This is a genomic window from Frateuria sp. sgz306004 (assembly GCF_057750885.1).
Window position 1 is genome coordinate 90,259 of the sequence record NZ_JBYLFE010000005.1, and the last position, 17,602, is coordinate 107,860.

16 protein-coding genes are annotated in these 17,602 nt (G+C 64.5%); 11 read left to right on the forward strand and 5 right to left on the reverse strand.

Features of this window, described 5'->3' with window-relative positions:
- Positions 1 to 2: 2 nt before the first annotated feature.
- The gene (gene cyoA / locus AC3G2C_RS11795) at positions 3 to 989 is read right to left on the reverse strand and encodes a ubiquinol oxidase subunit II (protein WP_488384802.1); all 987 of its coding nucleotides are present in this window, start codon (positions 987 to 989) and stop codon (positions 3 to 5) included.
- A gap of 226 nt (positions 990 to 1,215) precedes the next feature.
- Here cyoA and AC3G2C_RS11800 point away from each other — a divergent pair, with 226 nt between their 5' ends.
- Together AC3G2C_RS11800 and parE are read left to right on the forward strand one after the other, a co-directional pair.
- Positions 1,216 to 3,018 carry a M24 family metallopeptidase gene (locus AC3G2C_RS11800; protein ID WP_488384803.1) on the forward strand — a complete coding sequence of 601 codons (1,803 nt, stop codon included), beginning with the start codon at positions 1,216 to 1,218 and terminating at the stop codon, positions 3,016 to 3,018.
- A gap of 75 nt (positions 3,019 to 3,093) precedes the next feature.
- Complete coding sequence (gene parE, locus AC3G2C_RS11805; RefSeq protein ID WP_488384804.1) at positions 3,094 to 4,983, forward strand: DNA topoisomerase IV subunit B; 1,890 nt, start codon at positions 3,094 to 3,096, stop codon at positions 4,981 to 4,983.
- A gap of 172 nt (positions 4,984 to 5,155) precedes the next feature.
- On the opposite strand, the gene AC3G2C_RS11810 is transcribed toward parE, so the two are convergent.
- Complete coding sequence (locus tag AC3G2C_RS11810; RefSeq protein WP_488384805.1) at positions 5,156 to 5,533, reverse strand: RidA family protein; 378 nt, start codon at positions 5,531 to 5,533, stop codon at positions 5,156 to 5,158.
- Between the two features lie 182 nt (positions 5,534 to 5,715).
- Here AC3G2C_RS11810 and AC3G2C_RS11815 point away from each other — a divergent pair, with 182 nt between their 5' ends.
- Together AC3G2C_RS11815 and AC3G2C_RS11820 are read left to right on the forward strand one after the other, a co-directional pair.
- Positions 5,716 to 6,786, forward strand: coding sequence for a PLP-dependent cysteine synthase family protein (locus tag AC3G2C_RS11815; protein WP_488384806.1), 1,071 nt, complete (start codon positions 5,716 to 5,718; stop codon positions 6,784 to 6,786).
- 64 nt (positions 6,787 to 6,850) lie between these two features.
- A complete protein-coding gene (locus AC3G2C_RS11820) occupies positions 6,851 to 7,372 on the forward strand; it encodes a 3-hydroxyanthranilate 3,4-dioxygenase (protein ID WP_488384807.1) in 522 nt (173 codons plus the stop codon).
- Positions 7,373 to 7,449: 77 nt separating this feature from the next.
- Here AC3G2C_RS11820 and AC3G2C_RS11825 read toward each other — a convergent pair whose 3' ends face one another.
- Positions 7,450 to 7,983: an NUDIX hydrolase gene (locus AC3G2C_RS11825; RefSeq protein WP_488384808.1), complete on the reverse strand. Its 534-nt coding sequence runs from the start codon at positions 7,981 to 7,983 to the stop codon at positions 7,450 to 7,452.
- Positions 7,984 to 8,152: 169 nt separating this feature from the next.
- Here AC3G2C_RS11825 and AC3G2C_RS11830 point away from each other — a divergent pair, with 169 nt between their 5' ends.
- The 3 genes from AC3G2C_RS11830 (at position 8,153) to AC3G2C_RS11840 (ending at position 12,435) form a co-directional block, all read left to right on the forward strand.
- Complete coding sequence (locus tag AC3G2C_RS11830; RefSeq protein ID WP_488384809.1) at positions 8,153 to 9,118, forward strand: hypothetical protein; 966 nt, start codon at positions 8,153 to 8,155, stop codon at positions 9,116 to 9,118.
- A 213-nt stretch (positions 9,119 to 9,331) separates the two neighbouring features.
- Positions 9,332 to 10,825: an APC family permease gene (locus AC3G2C_RS11835; protein WP_488384810.1), complete on the forward strand. Its 1,494-nt coding sequence runs from the start codon at positions 9,332 to 9,334 to the stop codon at positions 10,823 to 10,825.
- 161 nt (positions 10,826 to 10,986) lie between these two features.
- Positions 10,987 to 12,435 carry an amino acid permease gene (locus tag AC3G2C_RS11840; RefSeq protein WP_488384811.1) on the forward strand — a complete coding sequence of 483 codons (1,449 nt, stop codon included), beginning with the start codon at positions 10,987 to 10,989 and terminating at the stop codon, positions 12,433 to 12,435.
- A 482-nt stretch (positions 12,436 to 12,917) separates the two neighbouring features.
- On the opposite strand, the gene AC3G2C_RS11845 is transcribed toward AC3G2C_RS11840, so the two are convergent.
- Positions 12,918 to 13,250 carry a high-potential iron-sulfur protein gene (locus tag AC3G2C_RS11845; RefSeq protein WP_488384812.1) on the reverse strand — a complete coding sequence of 111 codons (333 nt, stop codon included), beginning with the start codon at positions 13,248 to 13,250 and terminating at the stop codon, positions 12,918 to 12,920.
- A 163-nt stretch (positions 13,251 to 13,413) separates the two neighbouring features.
- Here AC3G2C_RS11845 and AC3G2C_RS11850 point away from each other — a divergent pair, with 163 nt between their 5' ends.
- The 4 genes from AC3G2C_RS11850 (at position 13,414) to AC3G2C_RS11865 (ending at position 16,454) form a co-directional block, all read left to right on the forward strand.
- Entirely contained in the window at positions 13,414 to 14,061 is a 648-nt protein-coding gene (locus tag AC3G2C_RS11850; protein WP_488384813.1) for a methylthioribulose 1-phosphate dehydratase, read from the forward strand.
- Positions 14,058 to 14,624 (forward strand): 1,2-dihydroxy-3-keto-5-methylthiopentene dioxygenase, encoded by a 567-nt coding sequence (locus AC3G2C_RS11855; RefSeq protein ID WP_488384814.1) that lies wholly within the window; start codon positions 14,058 to 14,060, stop codon positions 14,622 to 14,624. Before AC3G2C_RS11850 ends, AC3G2C_RS11855 begins: the two co-directional genes overlap by 4 nt.
- A 91-nt stretch (positions 14,625 to 14,715) precedes the next feature.
- The gene (mtnC, locus tag AC3G2C_RS11860) at positions 14,716 to 15,402 is read left to right on the forward strand and encodes an acireductone synthase (RefSeq protein WP_488384815.1); all 687 of its coding nucleotides are present in this window, start codon (positions 14,716 to 14,718) and stop codon (positions 15,400 to 15,402) included.
- A gap of 20 nt (positions 15,403 to 15,422) precedes the next feature.
- Positions 15,423 to 16,454, forward strand: a complete 1,032-nt coding sequence (locus AC3G2C_RS11865) for a C13 family peptidase (RefSeq protein WP_488384816.1) — start codon at positions 15,423 to 15,425, stop codon at positions 16,452 to 16,454.
- A 20-nt stretch (positions 16,455 to 16,474) separates the two neighbouring features.
- Here the strand turns inward: AC3G2C_RS11865 and AC3G2C_RS11870 are convergent, their stop codons facing one another.
- Complete coding sequence (locus AC3G2C_RS11870; protein WP_488384817.1) at positions 16,475 to 17,593, reverse strand: sulfate/molybdate ABC transporter ATP-binding protein; 1,119 nt, start codon at positions 17,591 to 17,593, stop codon at positions 16,475 to 16,477.
- Positions 17,594 to 17,602: the final 9 nt, after the last annotated feature.

Below are 17,602 nucleotides of genomic sequence, written 5' to 3' on the forward strand. Positions count from 1 at the left end.
GCTTACTTCTCTGCCTTGACCGGGGTGATGGCCGAGGACGCCGTGTCGCCGCCCTCGTGGTGGTGCATATCCATTTGCATGCTTTCCTGCGGCGCGTCGTGATGCATGCCTTCCATCTTCATGTCGCCGTGCATGCCGGCGTCATGCGACATCTCGCCCATGTGCTTGTTGATCACGCCAACGAACAGGCCCGGCGCGACGCTGCCGTAGTAGGCGACCGGCGCCTTCTCGCGGGGCTGCGCCAGGGCCTTGTAGCTGTCGCTATCGAGCGTGACCTGCGTGGCCTTGGCCTTGGCAATCCACTCCTTGAAGCCGTCCTCGGAGGTGGCGATGGCCTTGAAGTGCATATCCGAGAAGCCCTCGCCGCTGTAATTCGACGACAGGCCTGCATACGTGCCCGGTTCGCGCGCAATCAGGTGCAGCTTGGTTTCCATGCCCGCCATGGCGTAGATCTGGCTGCCCAGCTGCGGGATGAAGAAGGCATTCATCACCGAATCGGAGGTGATCTGGAAATTCACCGGGCGATCGGTCGGGAAGGCGAGTTCGTTGACCGAAGCCACGCCGTATTCCGGGTAGACGAACAGCCACTTCCAGTCGAGCGAAACCACCTGCACCGTGACCGGCTTGGCCTCCGACTGCAGCGGCTTGTACGGATCGAGTTCGTGCGTGCTGATCCAGGTGATCGCAGCAAGAATGACGATGATGATGGCCGGAATGGTCCACACCACCACTTCGATCTTGGTGGAGTGCGACCAGTTGGGCGCGTAGGTGGCCTTCTTGTTCGACGAGCGGTAACGCCAGGCGAACCACAGCGTCATCGCGATCACCGGAATGGCCACGATGGCCATCAAACCCAGCGCGATCAGGATGAGCGACTTCTCCTGGGCACCGATATCACCCTTGGGGGTGAGAACTTCCATATTGCAGCCGCTGAGAAACACAGCGGCGCCGACGCCTGCATAGCGCAAGCGCGAAAGTAAGGCATGCATGTTCACTGACTACCTGAAGGGACCAGCGTGGGGACGCGGCATGCTAGCGGCAAGCGCCTTCGGTTGAAACACTCTTGAGACACAATGCCGCAGGAGAAATTTCTTGCGCAGATGACTGCGACGACTTGACAGAAAAATGCAAGTGCGCGCACCCGCATAGCTGTGTGGAGAATGGGCGAATTAATGGGAATATAGTCGATACCGCGCGCCCTGCTACCATGGTCGAATGGAACCGACCACGCCCGCCAAGCTCGCCTCTCTGCGGCAAATCATGCGCGAGAAAGACATCGCCGCCTGCCTCGTGCCCAGTGCCGATCCGCATCTCTCCGAGTATTTGCCCGCGCATTGGCAGGCACGCACCTGGCTCTCGGGCTTCGACGGCTCGGCGGGCTCCTTGCTCGTCACGCACGATCACGCTGGACTATGGACCGACGGCCGCTACTTTGCCCAAGCTGCTCAACAGCTTGCCGGGTCGGGCATCGAACTGATGAAGCAGCGCGTGGCACACGCGCCGGAACATATCGAATGGTTGCTGCAGCGCCTTGGCGCGGGCGATGTGCTCGCGGTCGCCGGTGACAGTGTGTCGCTGGGCACCGCGCGCCAACTCGAACGCCGGCTGGCTGCCACGGACGCGCACCTGCGCACCGATCTGGACCTGCCTGCCCTGATCTGGCCTGATCGACCCGCCCTGCCCGTCGCCCCGGTGTTCGAGCACGCGCTGCGCTACGCCGTGCAGCCGCGCAGCGACAAGCTGGGACGCTTGCGTACCGCCATGCGCAAGCTCGGCGCCACCCATCACCTGGTGTCCAGCCTCGACGACATCGCCTGGCTCACCAACCTGCGTGGCAGCGATGTGGAGTGCAACCCGGTCTTTCTCGCCCACCTGCTGGTACAGGCCGAAGGGCATGCCACCTTGTTCATCGACCGGGGCAAGCTCACCGATGCCCTGGTCGCCGCACTGGCGGCGGACGACGTACGCATCGCCGATTACGCCACGGTAACCGACGCCCTCTCCGAACTGAGTGAACGCGATCGACTTCTGCTCGATAGCGCTCGTGTCGTGGTGGCCGTGGCGTCGGCCATTCCCAGCAAGGTGGCCCTGATCGATGCAGCCAACCCCAGCACCCTGCTCAAGGCCCGCAAGAGCGAAGCCGAGCTTGACCACATCCGCGATGTGATGCGCCGCGACGGCGCCGCGCTGGCTCGCGCCTTCCGCCGCCTGGAAGAACGCGTCACCGCCGGCATGACCCAGACCGAGCTGGACGTAGATGCCCTGCTTCGCGAGGAACGCGCGGCCCAGCCCAATTTCGTTGGCGAAAGTTTCGCCACTATCGCCGGCTACCAGGCCAATGGCGCCCTGCCGCACTACCGCGCCACTCCCGCAGCCCACAGCACACTCAAGCCGCAAGGCTTGTTGCTGGTGGATTCCGGCGGCCAATACCTGGGCGGCACCACCGACATCACCCGCGTACTGGCCCTGGGCGAGACCACCAGCGAGCAGCGCCGCGACGCCACCCTGGTCATGAAGGGCCTCATCGCGCTCAGCCGCGCCCGTTTCCCCAAAGGCGCCAGCGGCCCGCAACTGGACGCCCTGGCGCGTGCGCCCCTGTGGGCCAGCGGCATGGACTACGGCCATGGCACCGGCCACGGCGTGGGCTACTTTCTTAACGTGCACGAGGGCCCACAGGGCATTCGCCCGCCCGCCTCGGGTGCCACCCTGGTGCCGCTGGAGCCCGGCATGATCAGTTCGATCGAGCCGGGGCTGTACAAGCCGGGCCGCCACGGCATCCGCCACGAGAACCTGGCGGTGGTGGTAGAGGCCGACCGCACCGAGTTCGGCGAGTTCTACGCCTTTGAAACGCTCACCCTGTGCCCGTTCGACCGGCGCGCCCTGGAGCCGGGCCTGCTCAACCCGGAGGAACGGGCCTGGCTGGACGACTACCACGCCACTGTGCGCGCCGCCCTCGCCCCCTTGCTGGAAGACGCCGACCTGGCCTGGCTGGAGCGCCACTGCGCCCCGCTGGCCTGAACCCGTGCGGCAACCCTTGACCTGCCCGCCCCGGCAACCCATCCTCCCGCGCCTAACCTCGCTGAATTCCTACGCATGAGCAGTCGTTACAACGCCGCCGACATTGAAGTCCTCTCCGGCCTTGATCCGGTCAAGCGCCGTCCGGGCATGTACACCGATACCTCCCGCCCGAACCATCTGGCGCAGGAAGTGATCGACAACTCGGTGGACGAGGCCCTGGCCGGCCACGCCAAGTCGATCGAGGTGATCGTGCACACCGACGGCTCGGTCGAAGTGAGCGACGACGGCCGCGGCATGCCGGTGGACATCCACCCGGAAGAAGGCGTGCCCGGCGTCGAGCTGATCCTCACGCGCCTGCATGCGGGCGGCAAGTTCTCCGGCAAGAACTACAACTTCTCCGGCGGCCTGCACGGCGTGGGTGTGTCGGTGGTGAACGCGCTCTCCAACCGCGTGGAAGTCACCATCCGCCGCGATGGCAACGAATACCGCATGGCCTTCGAGAATGGCGACCGCGCCAGCGAACTCGAAGTGATCGGCACGGTGCCCAAGAAGAAAACCGGCACCACCGTGCGCTTCTGGGCGGACCCCAAGTACTTCGACTCGCCCAAGATCTCCCTCGGCAAGCTCCGCCACCTGCTGCGCGCCAAGGCCGTGCTGTGCGCCGGCCTGAACGTGAAGCTGGTCGACGAAGCCACCGGCGACGTCAACGAGTGGTTCTACGAAGACGGCCTGCGCGACTACCTACGCGACGAACTCTCCAATGCCGAGGCCATTCCCGCCGAACTGTTCGTGCACCACGTGCAACGCGAGGCCGATGGCCTCGACGTGGCGCTGGCCTGGCTGCCGGAGGGCGAGCTGGTGCAGGAAAGCTACGTCAACCTCATTCCCACCGCCCAGGGCGGCACGCACGTGAACGGCCTGCGCTCGGGCCTCACCAATGCGATCCGCGAGTTCTGCGACATCCGCAACCTGCTGCCGCGCGGCGTGAAGCTGGCCCCGGAAGACGTGTGGGAGCGCCTCGCTTTCGTGCTCTCGGCCAAGCTGCAGGACCCGCAATTCGCCGGCCAGACCAAGGAACGCCTGTCCTCGCGCAATGCTGCCGGCATGGTCGAAGGCGTCATCCATGATGCTTTCAGCCTGTGGCTCAACCAGCACGTGGACCTGGGTGAACGCATCGCCCAGCTCGCCATCGAGCGCGCCAGCGCGCGCCTGAAAGCCGCCAAGCAGGTAGTGCGCAAGAAGATCACCCAAGGTCCGGCCCTGCCCGGCAAGCTGGCCGACTGCACCGCCACCGACCTCACCCGCACCGAGCTGTTCCTGGTGGAAGGCGACTCGGCCGGCGGCAGCGCCAAGCAGGCGCGCGACAAGGAATTCCAGGCGATTCTTCCGCTGCGCGGCAAGATCCTCAACACCTGGGAAGTGGAATCGGGCTCTGTGCTCGCCTCCGAGGAAGTGCACAACCTGGCCGTCGCCATCGGCTGCGACCCGGGCAAGGACGACCTGAGCGGCCTGCGCTACGGCAAGGTCATCATCCTCGCCGATGCCGACTCCGACGGCCTGCATATCGCCACCTTGCTGAGCGCGCTGTTCCTGCGCCACTTCCCCGCCCTGGTGCGCGAGGGCCACGTGTTCGTGGCCATGCCGCCGCTGTTCCGCGTGGACGTGGGCAAGCAGGTGTTCTACTGCCTGGACGAAAACGAGAAGAGCGCCCTGCTCCAGCGCATCGAGCGCGAAAAGATGAAGGGCCAGGTCAGCACCACGCGCTTCAAGGGTCTGGGCGAGATGAACCCGGCCCAGCTGCGCGAGTCGACCATTCACCCCGATACCCGCCGCCTGGTGCAGCTCACCGTGGACGGCGACGACGGCACCACCAAACTGATGGATATGCTGCTGGCCAAGAAGCGCGCCAGCGACCGCAAGGCATGGCTGGAAGAAAAGGGCGACCTGGCCACCCTGGAAGTCTAAGCACCCCTCAGAACCCCGGCGAATGCCGGGGTTCTGTCATGTGGCACGCGGCACGCCTTGCCGCCATGCGTCAGGAACAAGGTGATCCTGCCCATCATTTCCGCGCTTCGCCTTCAGAAACGCGGTGCATCATCCCCGTCTTCGCAAAGATGGCGCGCCATGCTCGATAACCTCACGATGGCAGCGCCACGTACGCCACCAGTTCGATCCGCATCTGCGGATGCACCAACGCCTGCACCACCACGGTTGCGCGATTGGGATAAGGCGCCGAGAAAAACTCCCGGTACACCTCATCCATGATCGCCACGTCGCCGCCGTCCACCAGATAGACCAACACCTGCGCCACGTCATCCAGACGCGCCCCGGCGGCCGTCACTGCCGCCACGAGATTGGCCAGGGTAAGGCGTGTCTGCACGCGAATGTCGCCGGGCGCGATATTGCCCTTGGCATCCACCGGCCCATGCGCGGTGAACATGAGGCCGCCGGCGCGCGTCGCCCAGGAAAACGGCTGGGCCGGCGCTGGTAGTGGTGTACGAATGTCGTGGGCCATCAATGGCTCTCCCAGGTTGTGGGCCCGCGAAGATCGCGCGCCGAAACTCCCCAATCTAACCAAGCGCCCGGAAGCATCCAGCAGATGCAGGACGATAGGTGCGTAGGCGAGAACCGAGCCTACGCCGCCACGCACTGATCAATATCAACGGCGCCGCCCTGCAACCTGACTAAGCTCGCCGGATGCACGCCACCTGGACCCGTCGCGCCATCCAAACCCTCGACGCCGAGGCGCACCGCTCGGCGGACACCCACCTGATCCGGGTGGACCTGCCCGCGTTCCCAGGCATTCCGCTGTATCTCAAGGACGAGTCGGTACACCCCACAGGCAGCCTCAAGCATCGGCTGGCCCGCTCACTCTTCATCTATGCGATCTGCAATGGCTGGCTGCAAGACGGACGCCCGGTGATCGAAGCCTCCAGCGGCAGCACGGCGATCTCCGAGGCCTACTTCGCGCGCTTGCTGGGTCTGCCGTTTTTCGCCGTGATGCCGCGCCACACATCGCCCGACAAGGTAGCGCAGATCACGTTCTTTGGCGGCCACTGCCATTTCATCGACGACACCGATGTCTACGGTGCCGCACAGCGCTTGGCCAGCGAGCTCGGCGGGCACTACATGGACCAGTTCACCTACGCCGAACGCGCCACCGATTGGCGCGGCAATAACAACATCGCCGAATCGATCTTCCGGCAGATGCAGCACGAGCCCGACCCCGAGCCCCGCTGGATCGTGGTTCCCGCAGGCACCGGCGGCACCTCGGCCACCATCGGCCGCTATATTCGCTACCGCTCGGGCCTCCACGATCTGAGCCGCCTTGCCGTGGTCGATCCGGAGCACTCGGTGTTCTACGACTACTTCTATGGCGGCGATGCCAGCCTGCAGCTTACGCGTGGCTCGCGTATCGAAGGCATCGGGCGCCCACGGGTTGAGCCATCGTTTCTGCCGCGCGTGATCGACCGCATGCTGCACGTTCCCGATGCCGCCTCCGTGGCTGCCCTGCGCCTACTCGAAACCCTGCTGGGTCGCCGCTGCGGCGGCTCCACCGGCACCAGCCTGGTCGGTGTGTTGCAATTGATGGCCGAACTCAAGGACATGGGCGAACGCGGCCCAGTGGTCAGCCTCATCTGCGATGGCGGCGAACGCTACCGCGGCTCCTATTACAACGATGGCTGGATCGCGGCCGAAGGCCTGGACGTATCACGGGAGCTGTCCCGCCTGGAGGCCATCGTGCACGAAGGACGCTGGATAGCCTGAAAGGAACATTCCCCCCGCCGGCGCATAGGGCTATCTTGACGGAACATATTCGACGGATTGCCCCATGTCCCTGCTGCCGCCCATCGATTTGAAGCGCTGGATCGACGAACACCGTCACCTGCTCAAACCACCGGTGGGGAACAAATGCATCGTGGACGGCGACTTCATCGTGATGATCGTGGGCGGGCCCAACGCGCGCACCGACTACCACTATGAGGAAGGCCCCGAGTTCTTCTATCAGATCGAGGGCGACATGGTGCTCAAGGTGCAGGACGAGGGCGTGGCTCGCGACGTCCCCATCCGGGCCGGCGAAATGTTCTACCTACCCCCGTGCGTGCCGCACTCACCCCAGCGCATGCCCGACTCGATCGGACTGGTGATCGAACGGCGGCGCCTCGCCGGCGAGAAAGACGGCCTGATGTGGTTCTGTGAGCGCTGCAACCACAAGCTGTACGAGGAGTATTTCACCCTGGACAGCATCGAGCAGGACTTCCCGCCGGTGTTCGAACGCTTCTATCGATCGATCGACGCCCGCACCTGCGTGGAATGCGGGCACCTGCACTCGGTACCCGCCAAGTACGCCTGACAGTCCGCGCACCGCCAACGCCGGCGCGCGGACAAACACGCCAGCCGCGCACCGAAGCGCCTCGCGGCGCGATCGCGCTACGGGCGCAGCAGCCACTTCTGCGCCATGCGGCGCAACGAAACATCGCTCGATGGGTCGTCGGCAATCTCGCGGATCGAGCGCCATGCCAGCGCATGCGACTCCTCGCTCACCTGAAAGCGCTCGTTGTCGCCAGCACGCACCACATAGCGCACGTCGTAGTGCCAGTGCTCCGGCTCATCGCCACGCGCTGGAATGCGGTGCCGGTCGAGATCGAAAGGCGTGGGCTCCACACAGAGGCCATCCAGCCCGGATTCTTCCTCGGCCTCGCGCAAGGCCACGCGCGCCAGGTCGCTGTCGCCATCGGCATGGCCGCCCAACTGCAACCAGCGCTCCAGCTTGCGATGGTGAGTGAGTAGCACCCGCTCGCCATCGGCGCTGACCAGCCAGGCCGAACCCGTGAAATGCGCTTCGCGGTTCTCGCGCACGAACGCGTGTTCGGCCAGCGCCAGAAGCTCGATGAAGTGAGGAACATCGGCCTCGGCAGGCCACTGCTGACGGTAAGTCTGGAACTGGTCGAGCAAATGAATCATGGATGATGCGTTCCCGAAGAATGGACCTGCACGCAGAACAAGACGAATCTCCTCATTATTTCAGCCAACGCCCATATAGGCACGACCGCGCTGCTTCCTAGCATGAACGGCAGCTCACCGAACGCATCGTTGAGCCATGCCCCACCCTCAGCCTAGGACGCGCGCCTCGATGCAAAGAGCCCTCATTGCTTTGTCGATCTTCAGCGCGGTAGCCGCAGTTCCCGCGCACGCCGACGAAGCAGCGGCCAATTTTACCGGACCACTGGTCACTCCAAACGCCGCCGCTTTGTCCGCCGGTACCGGCAACTTCGAGTCGTACCTGATCCATACCGAATCGCACGCCTACTACGACCTCGATGGAACGCGGCATACCCAGCACCCTGGCTCCCATCAATGGTTGATGCTTTTGCAGTTCAACTACGGCATCACTGACCGCTTCAGCGCGGAGCTGGATCTTGGCAGCGCGTATAACGTGTCCGGCCGGCAGCACAGCGATGGCGCCCGCCAGACCGACACCAAGGTAAAATTGCAGTACATGCTGGTCGCGCCCGGCGCGGATGGCAACGGCACCGCCGTCTCGGCCAGTTACGCGCACACGTTTCCCACAGGCCGCTACGATCGCCTGGGCGACAACCCATTGAATGGCACGGGCAATGGCGCGTCCTCGAACCAGCTGGCGATCTTTGCCCAGCATCGTCTCGTGCTCGACAACGGCCACACCATGCGGCTGCGCGGCCTGCTCGGGTGGGGCCCCTCACCCAACCGGGTTTCCATCGATGGCACGAGTGCGCACGGCACCTCCTCCGACTTTCTCGGTTCGGCCCGGTTGGGACGCACACTGAGCATCTCGACCGCCGCGGAATACGCCTTGAGCGCGCACTGGGCGCTCGCCATGGACCTTACCTGGGATCACCAGCGCGGCTCTCGCATTCGTGGCTGGCAATGTCCCTCCTCCGGCAGTTGCGAGGCGGTCGAGCATCCAGGCTCCTCCCAGTGGACATACAGCGTGGCGCCGGCCATCGAGTACAACTTCAATAGCGACATCGGGGTGATCGCCGGTGCACAGCTCAGCTTTGCCGGCCACAACAGTGCCGCTTATGTAGCGCCCCAGATCGCACTCAACGTGGGATTCTGAGTGCTGGTGCCGTGCAACAATTTTCGGGAACGATCAAGGCGTGACAGCCGTCGCCGGGCGCGTCGAACCAGCCGCAATGCAACTTGTACCTGCGCGCCCCCCTGGGCTATGGTGGCCTGTCGTCGCTGGGGTAGCGACGCACCGACCCTGACGCAAGCCAGGGTCGCATGCTTAATAAGACATAGAAACCAGGACAGGCGGTAGGGGAGAGACATGCTTAAGAACCTGTTTGCGACGCATCCGATTCAGGCGTCGCCGCACGTCGACGCCGGCGAGTTGCCGCACGATAGTCTGCAAGGGGAAGCCACCCTCAAGCGTGTGCTCACCGCGCGCCACCTGATCATGCTGGGTATCGGCGCTGTTATCGGTGCGGGCATCTTCGTGATCACTGGTCAGGCCGCCGCCGAGCACGCTGGCCCCGCTCTGGTCGTCAGCTTCATTGTCGCCGGCATTGCCTGCGCCTTCGCCGGCCTGTGCTACGCCGAGTTCGCCGCGATGATTCCGGTTTCCGGCAGTGCTTACGCTTATTCGTACGCCACGCTGGGCGAAATCGTCGCGTGGTTCATCGGCTGGAACCTCGTTCTCGAATACCTGTTCGCTGTCGCCACGGTCGCCGCGAGTTGGTCCGGGTACTTCAACGAGTGCCTATCCATTCTCGGTCACTGGACCGGCATGTCGCTGGCCCTGCCCGACTACCTTTCCTCGGCACCACTCAAGTTCACCGATACCCACCGGATCGTCAGCACCGGTGCGCTGGTGAACCTGCCGGCCGTCATCATCGTCGCGGCGCTCACCATGCTGTGCTATCGCGGCATTACCCAATCCACCTTCGTCAATTCGCTGATCGTGACGATCAAGGTGGTGGTGATCGGCCTGTTTCTGATCTTCGCGTTCCGCTACATCAACCCGGAGAACTGGCACCCCTTCATTCCGCCGCAGGAAGGCCCGGGTCGCTTCGGCACAAGTGGCATCTTCCGCGCCGCCGTGCTGGTGTTCTTCGCCTACGTGGGTTTCGATGCCGTCTCCACCGCCGCGGGCGAAGCGAAGAATCCGCAGCGTGACATGCCCATCGGCATTCTCGGCTCGCTGTTCATCTGCACCCTGCTCTACATCGCCATGGCGCTGACGCTTACCGGCATCGCCCCCTATCACATCCTGGGCACGCCCGAGCCGGTGGCCACCGCGCTCAGCCTGTATCCGCAACTGACCTGGCTGAAGGCCATCGTTTCGTTCGGCGCACTGGCCGGCCTTTCCTCGGTGATCCTGGTGATGCTGCTGGGCACCTCGCGCATCTTCTTCAGCATGGCGAAGGATGGCTTGCTGCCCAAGGGCATGTCGCGCGTGCATGGCCATTTCCGCACCCCGCATGTGGCCACGGTGATCGCCGGTGTGCTCGCCGCCGTACTGGCTGGCCTGTTCCCGGTGAGCATCCTGGGCGAACTGGTTTCCATGGGCACGCTGCTCGCGTTCACGACGGTGTGCATTGGCGTGCTGATTCTTCGCTATACCCGCCCGGAGCTGCCGCGCTCGTTCCGCGTGCCTGGCATTTGGGTGGTGAGCATTCTCGGCTCGGTGATCTGCCTGTACTTGTTCTGGCAGTCGTTCCGCGCCAACTGGCCGCTGATGGTGGGTTGGACCACCATCGGCATGCTCATCTACTTCTTCTACGGGTACGCCCATAGCAAGTTGCGTAAACACAACTCCTGACCAACCCCAGAGGTTCGGTATTGACTGTGCTCCCGTGACCGGCACGCCGGCGCGGAGCCCCAGCCACGGCTGGGGGTGGCCAACATGGCATCACATTCAATATTCACCCCCTGACCTTGCCCCAGGGCGCCACGGCGCCCGACGCGCCACCAGGCTGACGCATGCTCAAACAGTTAATTGCCCGCAAGACCGACTTCTCCGACGCTGACGACGCCACCCACGGCCCCACCCTGCGACGCACCCTGGGCCCCTGGGGTATTACCGCGCTGGGTATTGGTGCCGTGATCGGCACCGGTATCTTCGTCGTCACCGGGCAGGCAGCCGCTGAGCACGCTGGCCCGGCCGTACTTATCTCCTTCATCCTGGCGGCGATCTGCAGCGGTTTTACGGCGCTGTGCTACGCCGAGTTCGCCACGCTCATCCCGGTCTCCGGCAGCTCCTACTCCTACGCCTACGCCACGCTGGGCGAACTGGTCGCCTGGTTCATCGGCTGGAACATGGTGCTGGAGTACGGCATTTCCGCATCGGCGGTGGCCGCCAGTTGGACGGGTTACTTCACCAGCCTGCTGGATCATGTGGGCATCCATCTCCCCAAGGCACTCACCGAAGCGCCGCTGGCCTTTACCGATGGACACCTGGTCGCCACTGGGCACCTGATGAACCTGCCTGCGGTGGCCATCGTTCTGGCGCTGACCGCGCTGTGCTACGTGGGTATTCGCGAGTCCGCCGGCCTCAACGTGCTGATGGTGGCACTCAAGGTGGGCCTGATCATCATCGTGGTGGTCGCCGGCTACCGCTATGTGGACGCTGCCAACTGGCACCCGTTCATCCCCGAGAACCAGGGCCCGGGCCATTACGGCTGGTCGGGCATCATGCGCGGCGCGGCCATGGTGTTCTTTGCCTACATCGGTTTCGAGGCCACCTCTACCGCGGCGCAAGAGTGCAAGAACCCGCAGCGCGATTTGCCCTTCGGCACGCTCGTGTCGCTGGTGATCTGCACCATCCTCTACCTCGCCATGGCTGCCGTGCTCACCGGTCTGATCTCCTACACCGAACTGGGCACCAGCGAACCCGTGGTCACGGCCATCAAGAACCACCCGCAACTCGGCTGGTTGCGCCTGATCGTGGAAATCGGCGCGATGATCGGTCTGTCCTCGGTGATCCTGGTGATGATCATTGCCCAGCCGCGCATCTTCATGATCATGTCGCGCGACGGTCTGCTGCCGCCGGTGTTCAATCGCATTCACCCGCGTCATCGCACCCCGCACATCAACACGGTGATCACGGGCATCGGCATCGCCATCCTCGCCGCGGTGTTCCCGCTGGACCTGCTGGCCGATCTCACTTCGATGGGTACCCTGATCGCGTTCGTGGCCGTGTGCGCCGGCGTGCTGATCCTGCGCTACACGGCGCCGAACATGCATCGCGGTTTTCGCGTGCCGTGGGCCTGGGTGATCTGCCCGGCTGGCGTGCTTAGCTGCCTGGCCCTACTCGGTGCCATGGCCTGGTTCAACTGGCTGCTGATGATCATCTGGACCGTGGTCGGCCTGGCGATCTACTTCGGCTATGGCCTGCGCCATAGTCGCCTGCGCCGCCAGCTCCAGAGCTAATTTCGGCGAAAATCGTCAAATTGGGTGAAAAATCGAAAAACGTGCCTGGGCGGCCAAGATCACCCAGGCGACGTGAATAGGCTGCGGCAGGCTTTCATTCGTGATGGCCAGTCTCGAATGTTTTAGCAACTGCTTGTTTTTATTGGTTTTAACGAGAGTTTTTCGATAAAAAGTTGGCCCCGCCAGGCCCCAAAACCACCCGCCAGGAGTATCATCTGTGCTCCGTGGGTTGATCACTTGGCAGTGGGCCCCGGATTGCCGCCCGGCGCGTCAGGCGGGTCAGCTCCTCGGCCTGACGCGTCTGGGCAGCATCTTCTACTCGCCGATGCCATCGGCTCGAGTTTCTTTCCTTCATCCACTCATCGCACAAGCGCAACGACGTCGCGTCGTGCCACTTGCATGTGTCGCATCAGTCGTCGTCATAAAAAAAGCCGGCACGAGGCCGGCTTTCTTTGACGGACATCGGTGCCGCCCTTTCGCGATCAAGCCTTCTTGGTGGCGTGCGATACGCACCAGCCCTTCGCATTCACCGCCTTGCCCGGGAACAACTGACACGGGCCGTAACCCGTCGGCCCGCCGGAATAGAACTGGCAGTTGGCGCAGTTGTTGCCCGCCGTGTGCTTGGGGTCGGTGGTCTTGCTGGCGTCTTCCACGTAACCCAGTGCCTTGGCGGTCGGGTCGGACTCGGCCAGGTGCGGCAGGTCGGCGGCGCGCGCCATGCGCGGCATCGTGCCGATCACCGCGGCGGCGGCAGCCGTTCCCACGGCAGCCTTGAGGAAACGACGGCGCGATTCGATGTTCTTCTCGTGCGACATGAGCTCCACCTCCATCCCTAAAGAAACGACGCTCGCCGCACCCGCGGCGAAACTGGCCCGATCCTACTCCGCCCGTGAATAAGTCGTGAGAACGAATCGCATTTTCGCCGTGAGCGTGAGCACGGCGTGATATAGTGCGCGCTCATTTGGACGTCCATACATCATGAGCCAGGTTCTCCCCGCCACCCTTTCGCCCGAGCTGTTTGCCCAGCGCGCCGACGCCATTGCCGATGCGGCCCGCGAGTTGGCGGCCGCCGGCTGGACGCCCGCCACCAGCAGCAATTTCTCCATGCGATTGGACGCGGAACACGCGGCCATCACCATTTCTGGCCGTGACAAGGGCAAGCTCGGTCGCGACGACATCATGCTCATCGACATGCAGGGCAAGGCGGTGGGCACCTCGGCGCGTCCCAGCGCGGAAACCGACCTGCACACGCAGATCTACCGCCGCTTTCCCGAGATGAATGTGGTGCTGCACACCCACTCGCGCACGCAGAGTGTGGCTTCGCGTCTGTTCGCGCCCGAAGGCGTGATCAAGCTCGAGGGCTGGGAGCTGCAGAAGGCCATCGCCGGCGAAACCACCCACGATGCGGAACTTGCCATCCCGGTGTTCCCCAACACGCAGCACATGCCCGAACTGGTCGCCCAGGTGGATGCCTGGCTCGACAGCGGGCGCCCACTGCACGCCTACCTCATCAACGGCCACGGCATCTACACCTGGGGCCGCGACATGGCCGAAACGCGCCGCCACCTGGAGGCGCTGGAGTTCCTGCTCGGCTGCGAACTGGATCTACGGAGGTTGTCCGCATGAGTCGTCTGCGCATTTTTTCCGAAAGCCAGCCCCTGGCCCCGCTTTCGGTACACGGCGACCACGCCGATATCGCCCACGAGCTGAGTCGCATCGGCGTGCGCTTCGAGCGCTGGGAAGCCAACCAGGCGATTGCTCCCGGCGCCAGCCAGGACGAAGTGATCGCCGCGTATCGCGCCGACATCGACCGCCTGATGGCCGAAGAGGGTTACCAGGCCGTGGACGTGATCAGCCTCAAGCCCGATCACCCGGACCGCGCCACGCTGCGCCAGAAGTTCCTCAGCGAACACACGCACAGCGAGGACGAGGTGCGTTTTTTTGTGGCTGGCGCCGGCCAGTTCACCCTCCACGTGGGCGACAAGGTGTACGACGTGCTGTGCGAACAGGGTGACCTGATCGGCGTTCCCGACGGCACCCGCCATTGGTTCGACATGAGCGAGTCGCCCTACTTCGTGGCGATCCGCCTGTTCACCAACAAGGACGGCTGGGTCGCCCAGTTCACCGGCGAGGACATCGCCACCCAGTTTCCCCGCATGACCCCGCACACCTCGGCCGTCACGGCCTGAGCCCAACCTGGCGGCCCGCCAAGCGGCCGCCGGTAGGCGTCAATCGTCCAGGCCGGGTAAGCTTGGGGTCCCAGCACCCCGGCTTTTCCGCATGACCGTCATCCGCGCCATCCTCACCGACATCGAAGGCACCACCAGCTCGATCAGCTTCGTCAAGGACGTGCTGTTTCCGTACGCGCGCACCCGCCTGCCCGCCTTCATCGAAACGCATGGCGATACGCCCGAGGTGCAGCATTGGCTGCACGAAGCAGCCAAGGAGGCCGGCATCATCGAGGCCTCGCGCCAGGAAATCATCGCGTTGCTGCAGCGATGGATCGACGAGGACCGCAAGTCCACCGCGCTGAAGGCCCTACAGGGCATGATCTGGAAGGAAGGCTACGAAGCCGGCGACTACCAGGCCCACATGTACCCGGAGGTATCCGCTCGCCTGCACGCTTGGCGTGCCGATGGCCTGCATCTTTACGTGTACTCCTCCGGCTCGGTGCCCGCGCAGAAGCTGTTCTTCGGCTTCAGCGACGCGGGTGACCTCACGCCGCTGTTCGCCGGCTATTTCGACACCGAAACCGGCCCCAAGCGCGAACAGGCCTCCTACGAAAAGATCGCCGCCGCCATTGGCGAGCAACCGGGGCACATTCTGTTTCTCTCGGACATCGTCGAAGAGCTGGACGCCGCCAAGGCGGCTGGTCTGCGCACGGGTTGGCTGCTGCGCGAGCCGCTGGCGATCCCCGATCAACCGCGTCACCCGGCCTACCGGGACTTCGACGCCATCGTCCTCTAATCCGAGCGCGAGCCACCGCCATGCGTATTGCCCTGACTGCCCTGCTCGCCTTTGCAGCCGGCGTATTGCTCATGCTTGGCCTGGCTCGCTTGTCTCCCGCGCCCAACGCGCTCAAAACGCCGGCAGCGGACGTTGCCGCCCACGCCACCACGCCAACACCGGCCAGCAGTAACGGTACCGATGAAGACAGCGCCGCCTCCGACAACTGGCCGGAGCAGGCGCCATCGCCCGAGCAAGTGATCTACGCCCAGCGCGGCATGGTGCAAAAGGCGCTGGCCGCCCTCGGCCCGCGCGTGGCCGGGCGGCCCAACCTCTATGTGCTGGCGTTTGGTGCCGATGGTGGCGAGGACGTGTTCCGCAACGAGGCCGAGTACGCCGCTACCATGTTTCCCCGCCGCTTTGGCCCCGGCACGCACGTGATGGTGCTGGAGAACAACCCCAGCACGCTCGAACAGCGCCCGCTGGCCAGTTGGAGCAACCTGGAAGCCGCGCTGGATGGCCTGGCCGACGTCATGAAGCCGGAGGAAGACATCCTCCTGCTGTACATGACCACTCATGGCGACGAGGACCACAACCTGCTGGTCGATATGGACCCGTTGCCGCTCGACCAGATCGGCGCGTCCGACCTGGCGGACATCCTCCACAAGCGACCCTTCAAGTGGAAGGTCGTGGTGGTGAACGCCTGTTACTCCGGTGGTTTCGTACCGGCGGTGCGCGGCCCTGGCACGCTGGTGATCACCGCGGCACGCGCCGACCGCAGTTCCTTCGGCTGCGGCAGCGATTCCGACATCACCTATTTCGGCCATGCGTGGCTGGTCGACGCGCTCAACAAGACCACGGATTTCGTCGAGGCCTATAAACATGCGGCCGGTGAAATCGCCCAATGGGAACAGAAGGACAAGCTGACACCCTCCGAGCCCCAGGTGGACGTGGGCCCAGGCATTGCCGATCAGTTGGCGCGCTGGCGCCAGCACGTCACGCCCGGCCCCGCCGTATCGTTCGAGCCTACGCAGGCCACGGCCACGCTGCCGCACACCCTCACGCCCCGCTGATACGCTTCGCCAGGCGTTACTCAGGCGTGCGCGTGCCGCCCGGCGTGCCAGATCCAACGCTCGCCAGCGAGTACCTGGCCCTGGCCCTCCTGGGCGAACAGCACCGCGTTGCGCGGCGCCACCCGCAGCTTCATGCCCGCCTGCAGGCCCTGGCGGGATAAATCCTCGCTGGCGATATCGGCCTCCAGCGACTGCTCCAGCGCGGGCACGTACAAATCCAGATGGGCCACGCTGCCGGCCAGGTAGATGTGGCGCAAGGATGCCTCCCAGCCCGGCTCCGACGGCGGCACCGCCAGTTGCAACTGTTCCGGCCGCACATACGCCACCGCGGCGTCGTAGCGACCATCCCAGGGATCGCCCTCGCATACCCAACCGCCGGCACCTAGCCCGACGGCATGGCGACGCACGCCGAACTTGTTCACCTTGCCGATGAACTCACACACGAAGGGCGTGGCTGGCTGGTGATAGATCATCTCCGGCGTATCCACCTGCTCGATGCGCCCCCGATTCATCACCGCGACGCGGTCGGCCAGCTCCAGCGCCTCTTCCTGGTCATGGGTCACGAACACCGTGGTGAGCTGCAACTCTTCATGCAGCTCGCGCAGCCATCGACGTAAGCTCACGCGCACCTGGGCATCGAGTGCGCCGAAGGGTTCGTCCAGCAGGAGCAGGTCTGGCTCCACCGCCAGCGCCCTGGCCAACGCCACGCGCTGCCGCTGGCCGCCGGAAAGCTGTGCGGGATAACGACCGCCCAACCCTTCCAATTGCACGCGGCTCAGCAGGCGATCCACGCGCTCATGGATCTTGGCGCGCGAGGGACGCGTACGCCAAGGGCGTACACGCAGCCCAAAGGCAATGTTCTCCGTCACCGTAAGGTGGCGAAACAGCGCGTAGTGCTGAAACACCATACCGATGCGGCGCTCTCGGGCGGGTACGGCGAGAAAGTCCTCGCCATGCTTGGACACCTGGCCACTGTCGGGATAGTCCAGCCCAGCCAGGATGCGCAGCAACGTGGTCTTACCGGAGCCAGAGGGCCCCAGCAGCGCGAGGAACTCCCCTGGCGCAATGCTCACGCTGACCTGGTCCAGCGCGTGGAAGGCGGCGAAACGTCGATCAAGGCGGGTGAGTTCAAGTGTCATGCGGCCATC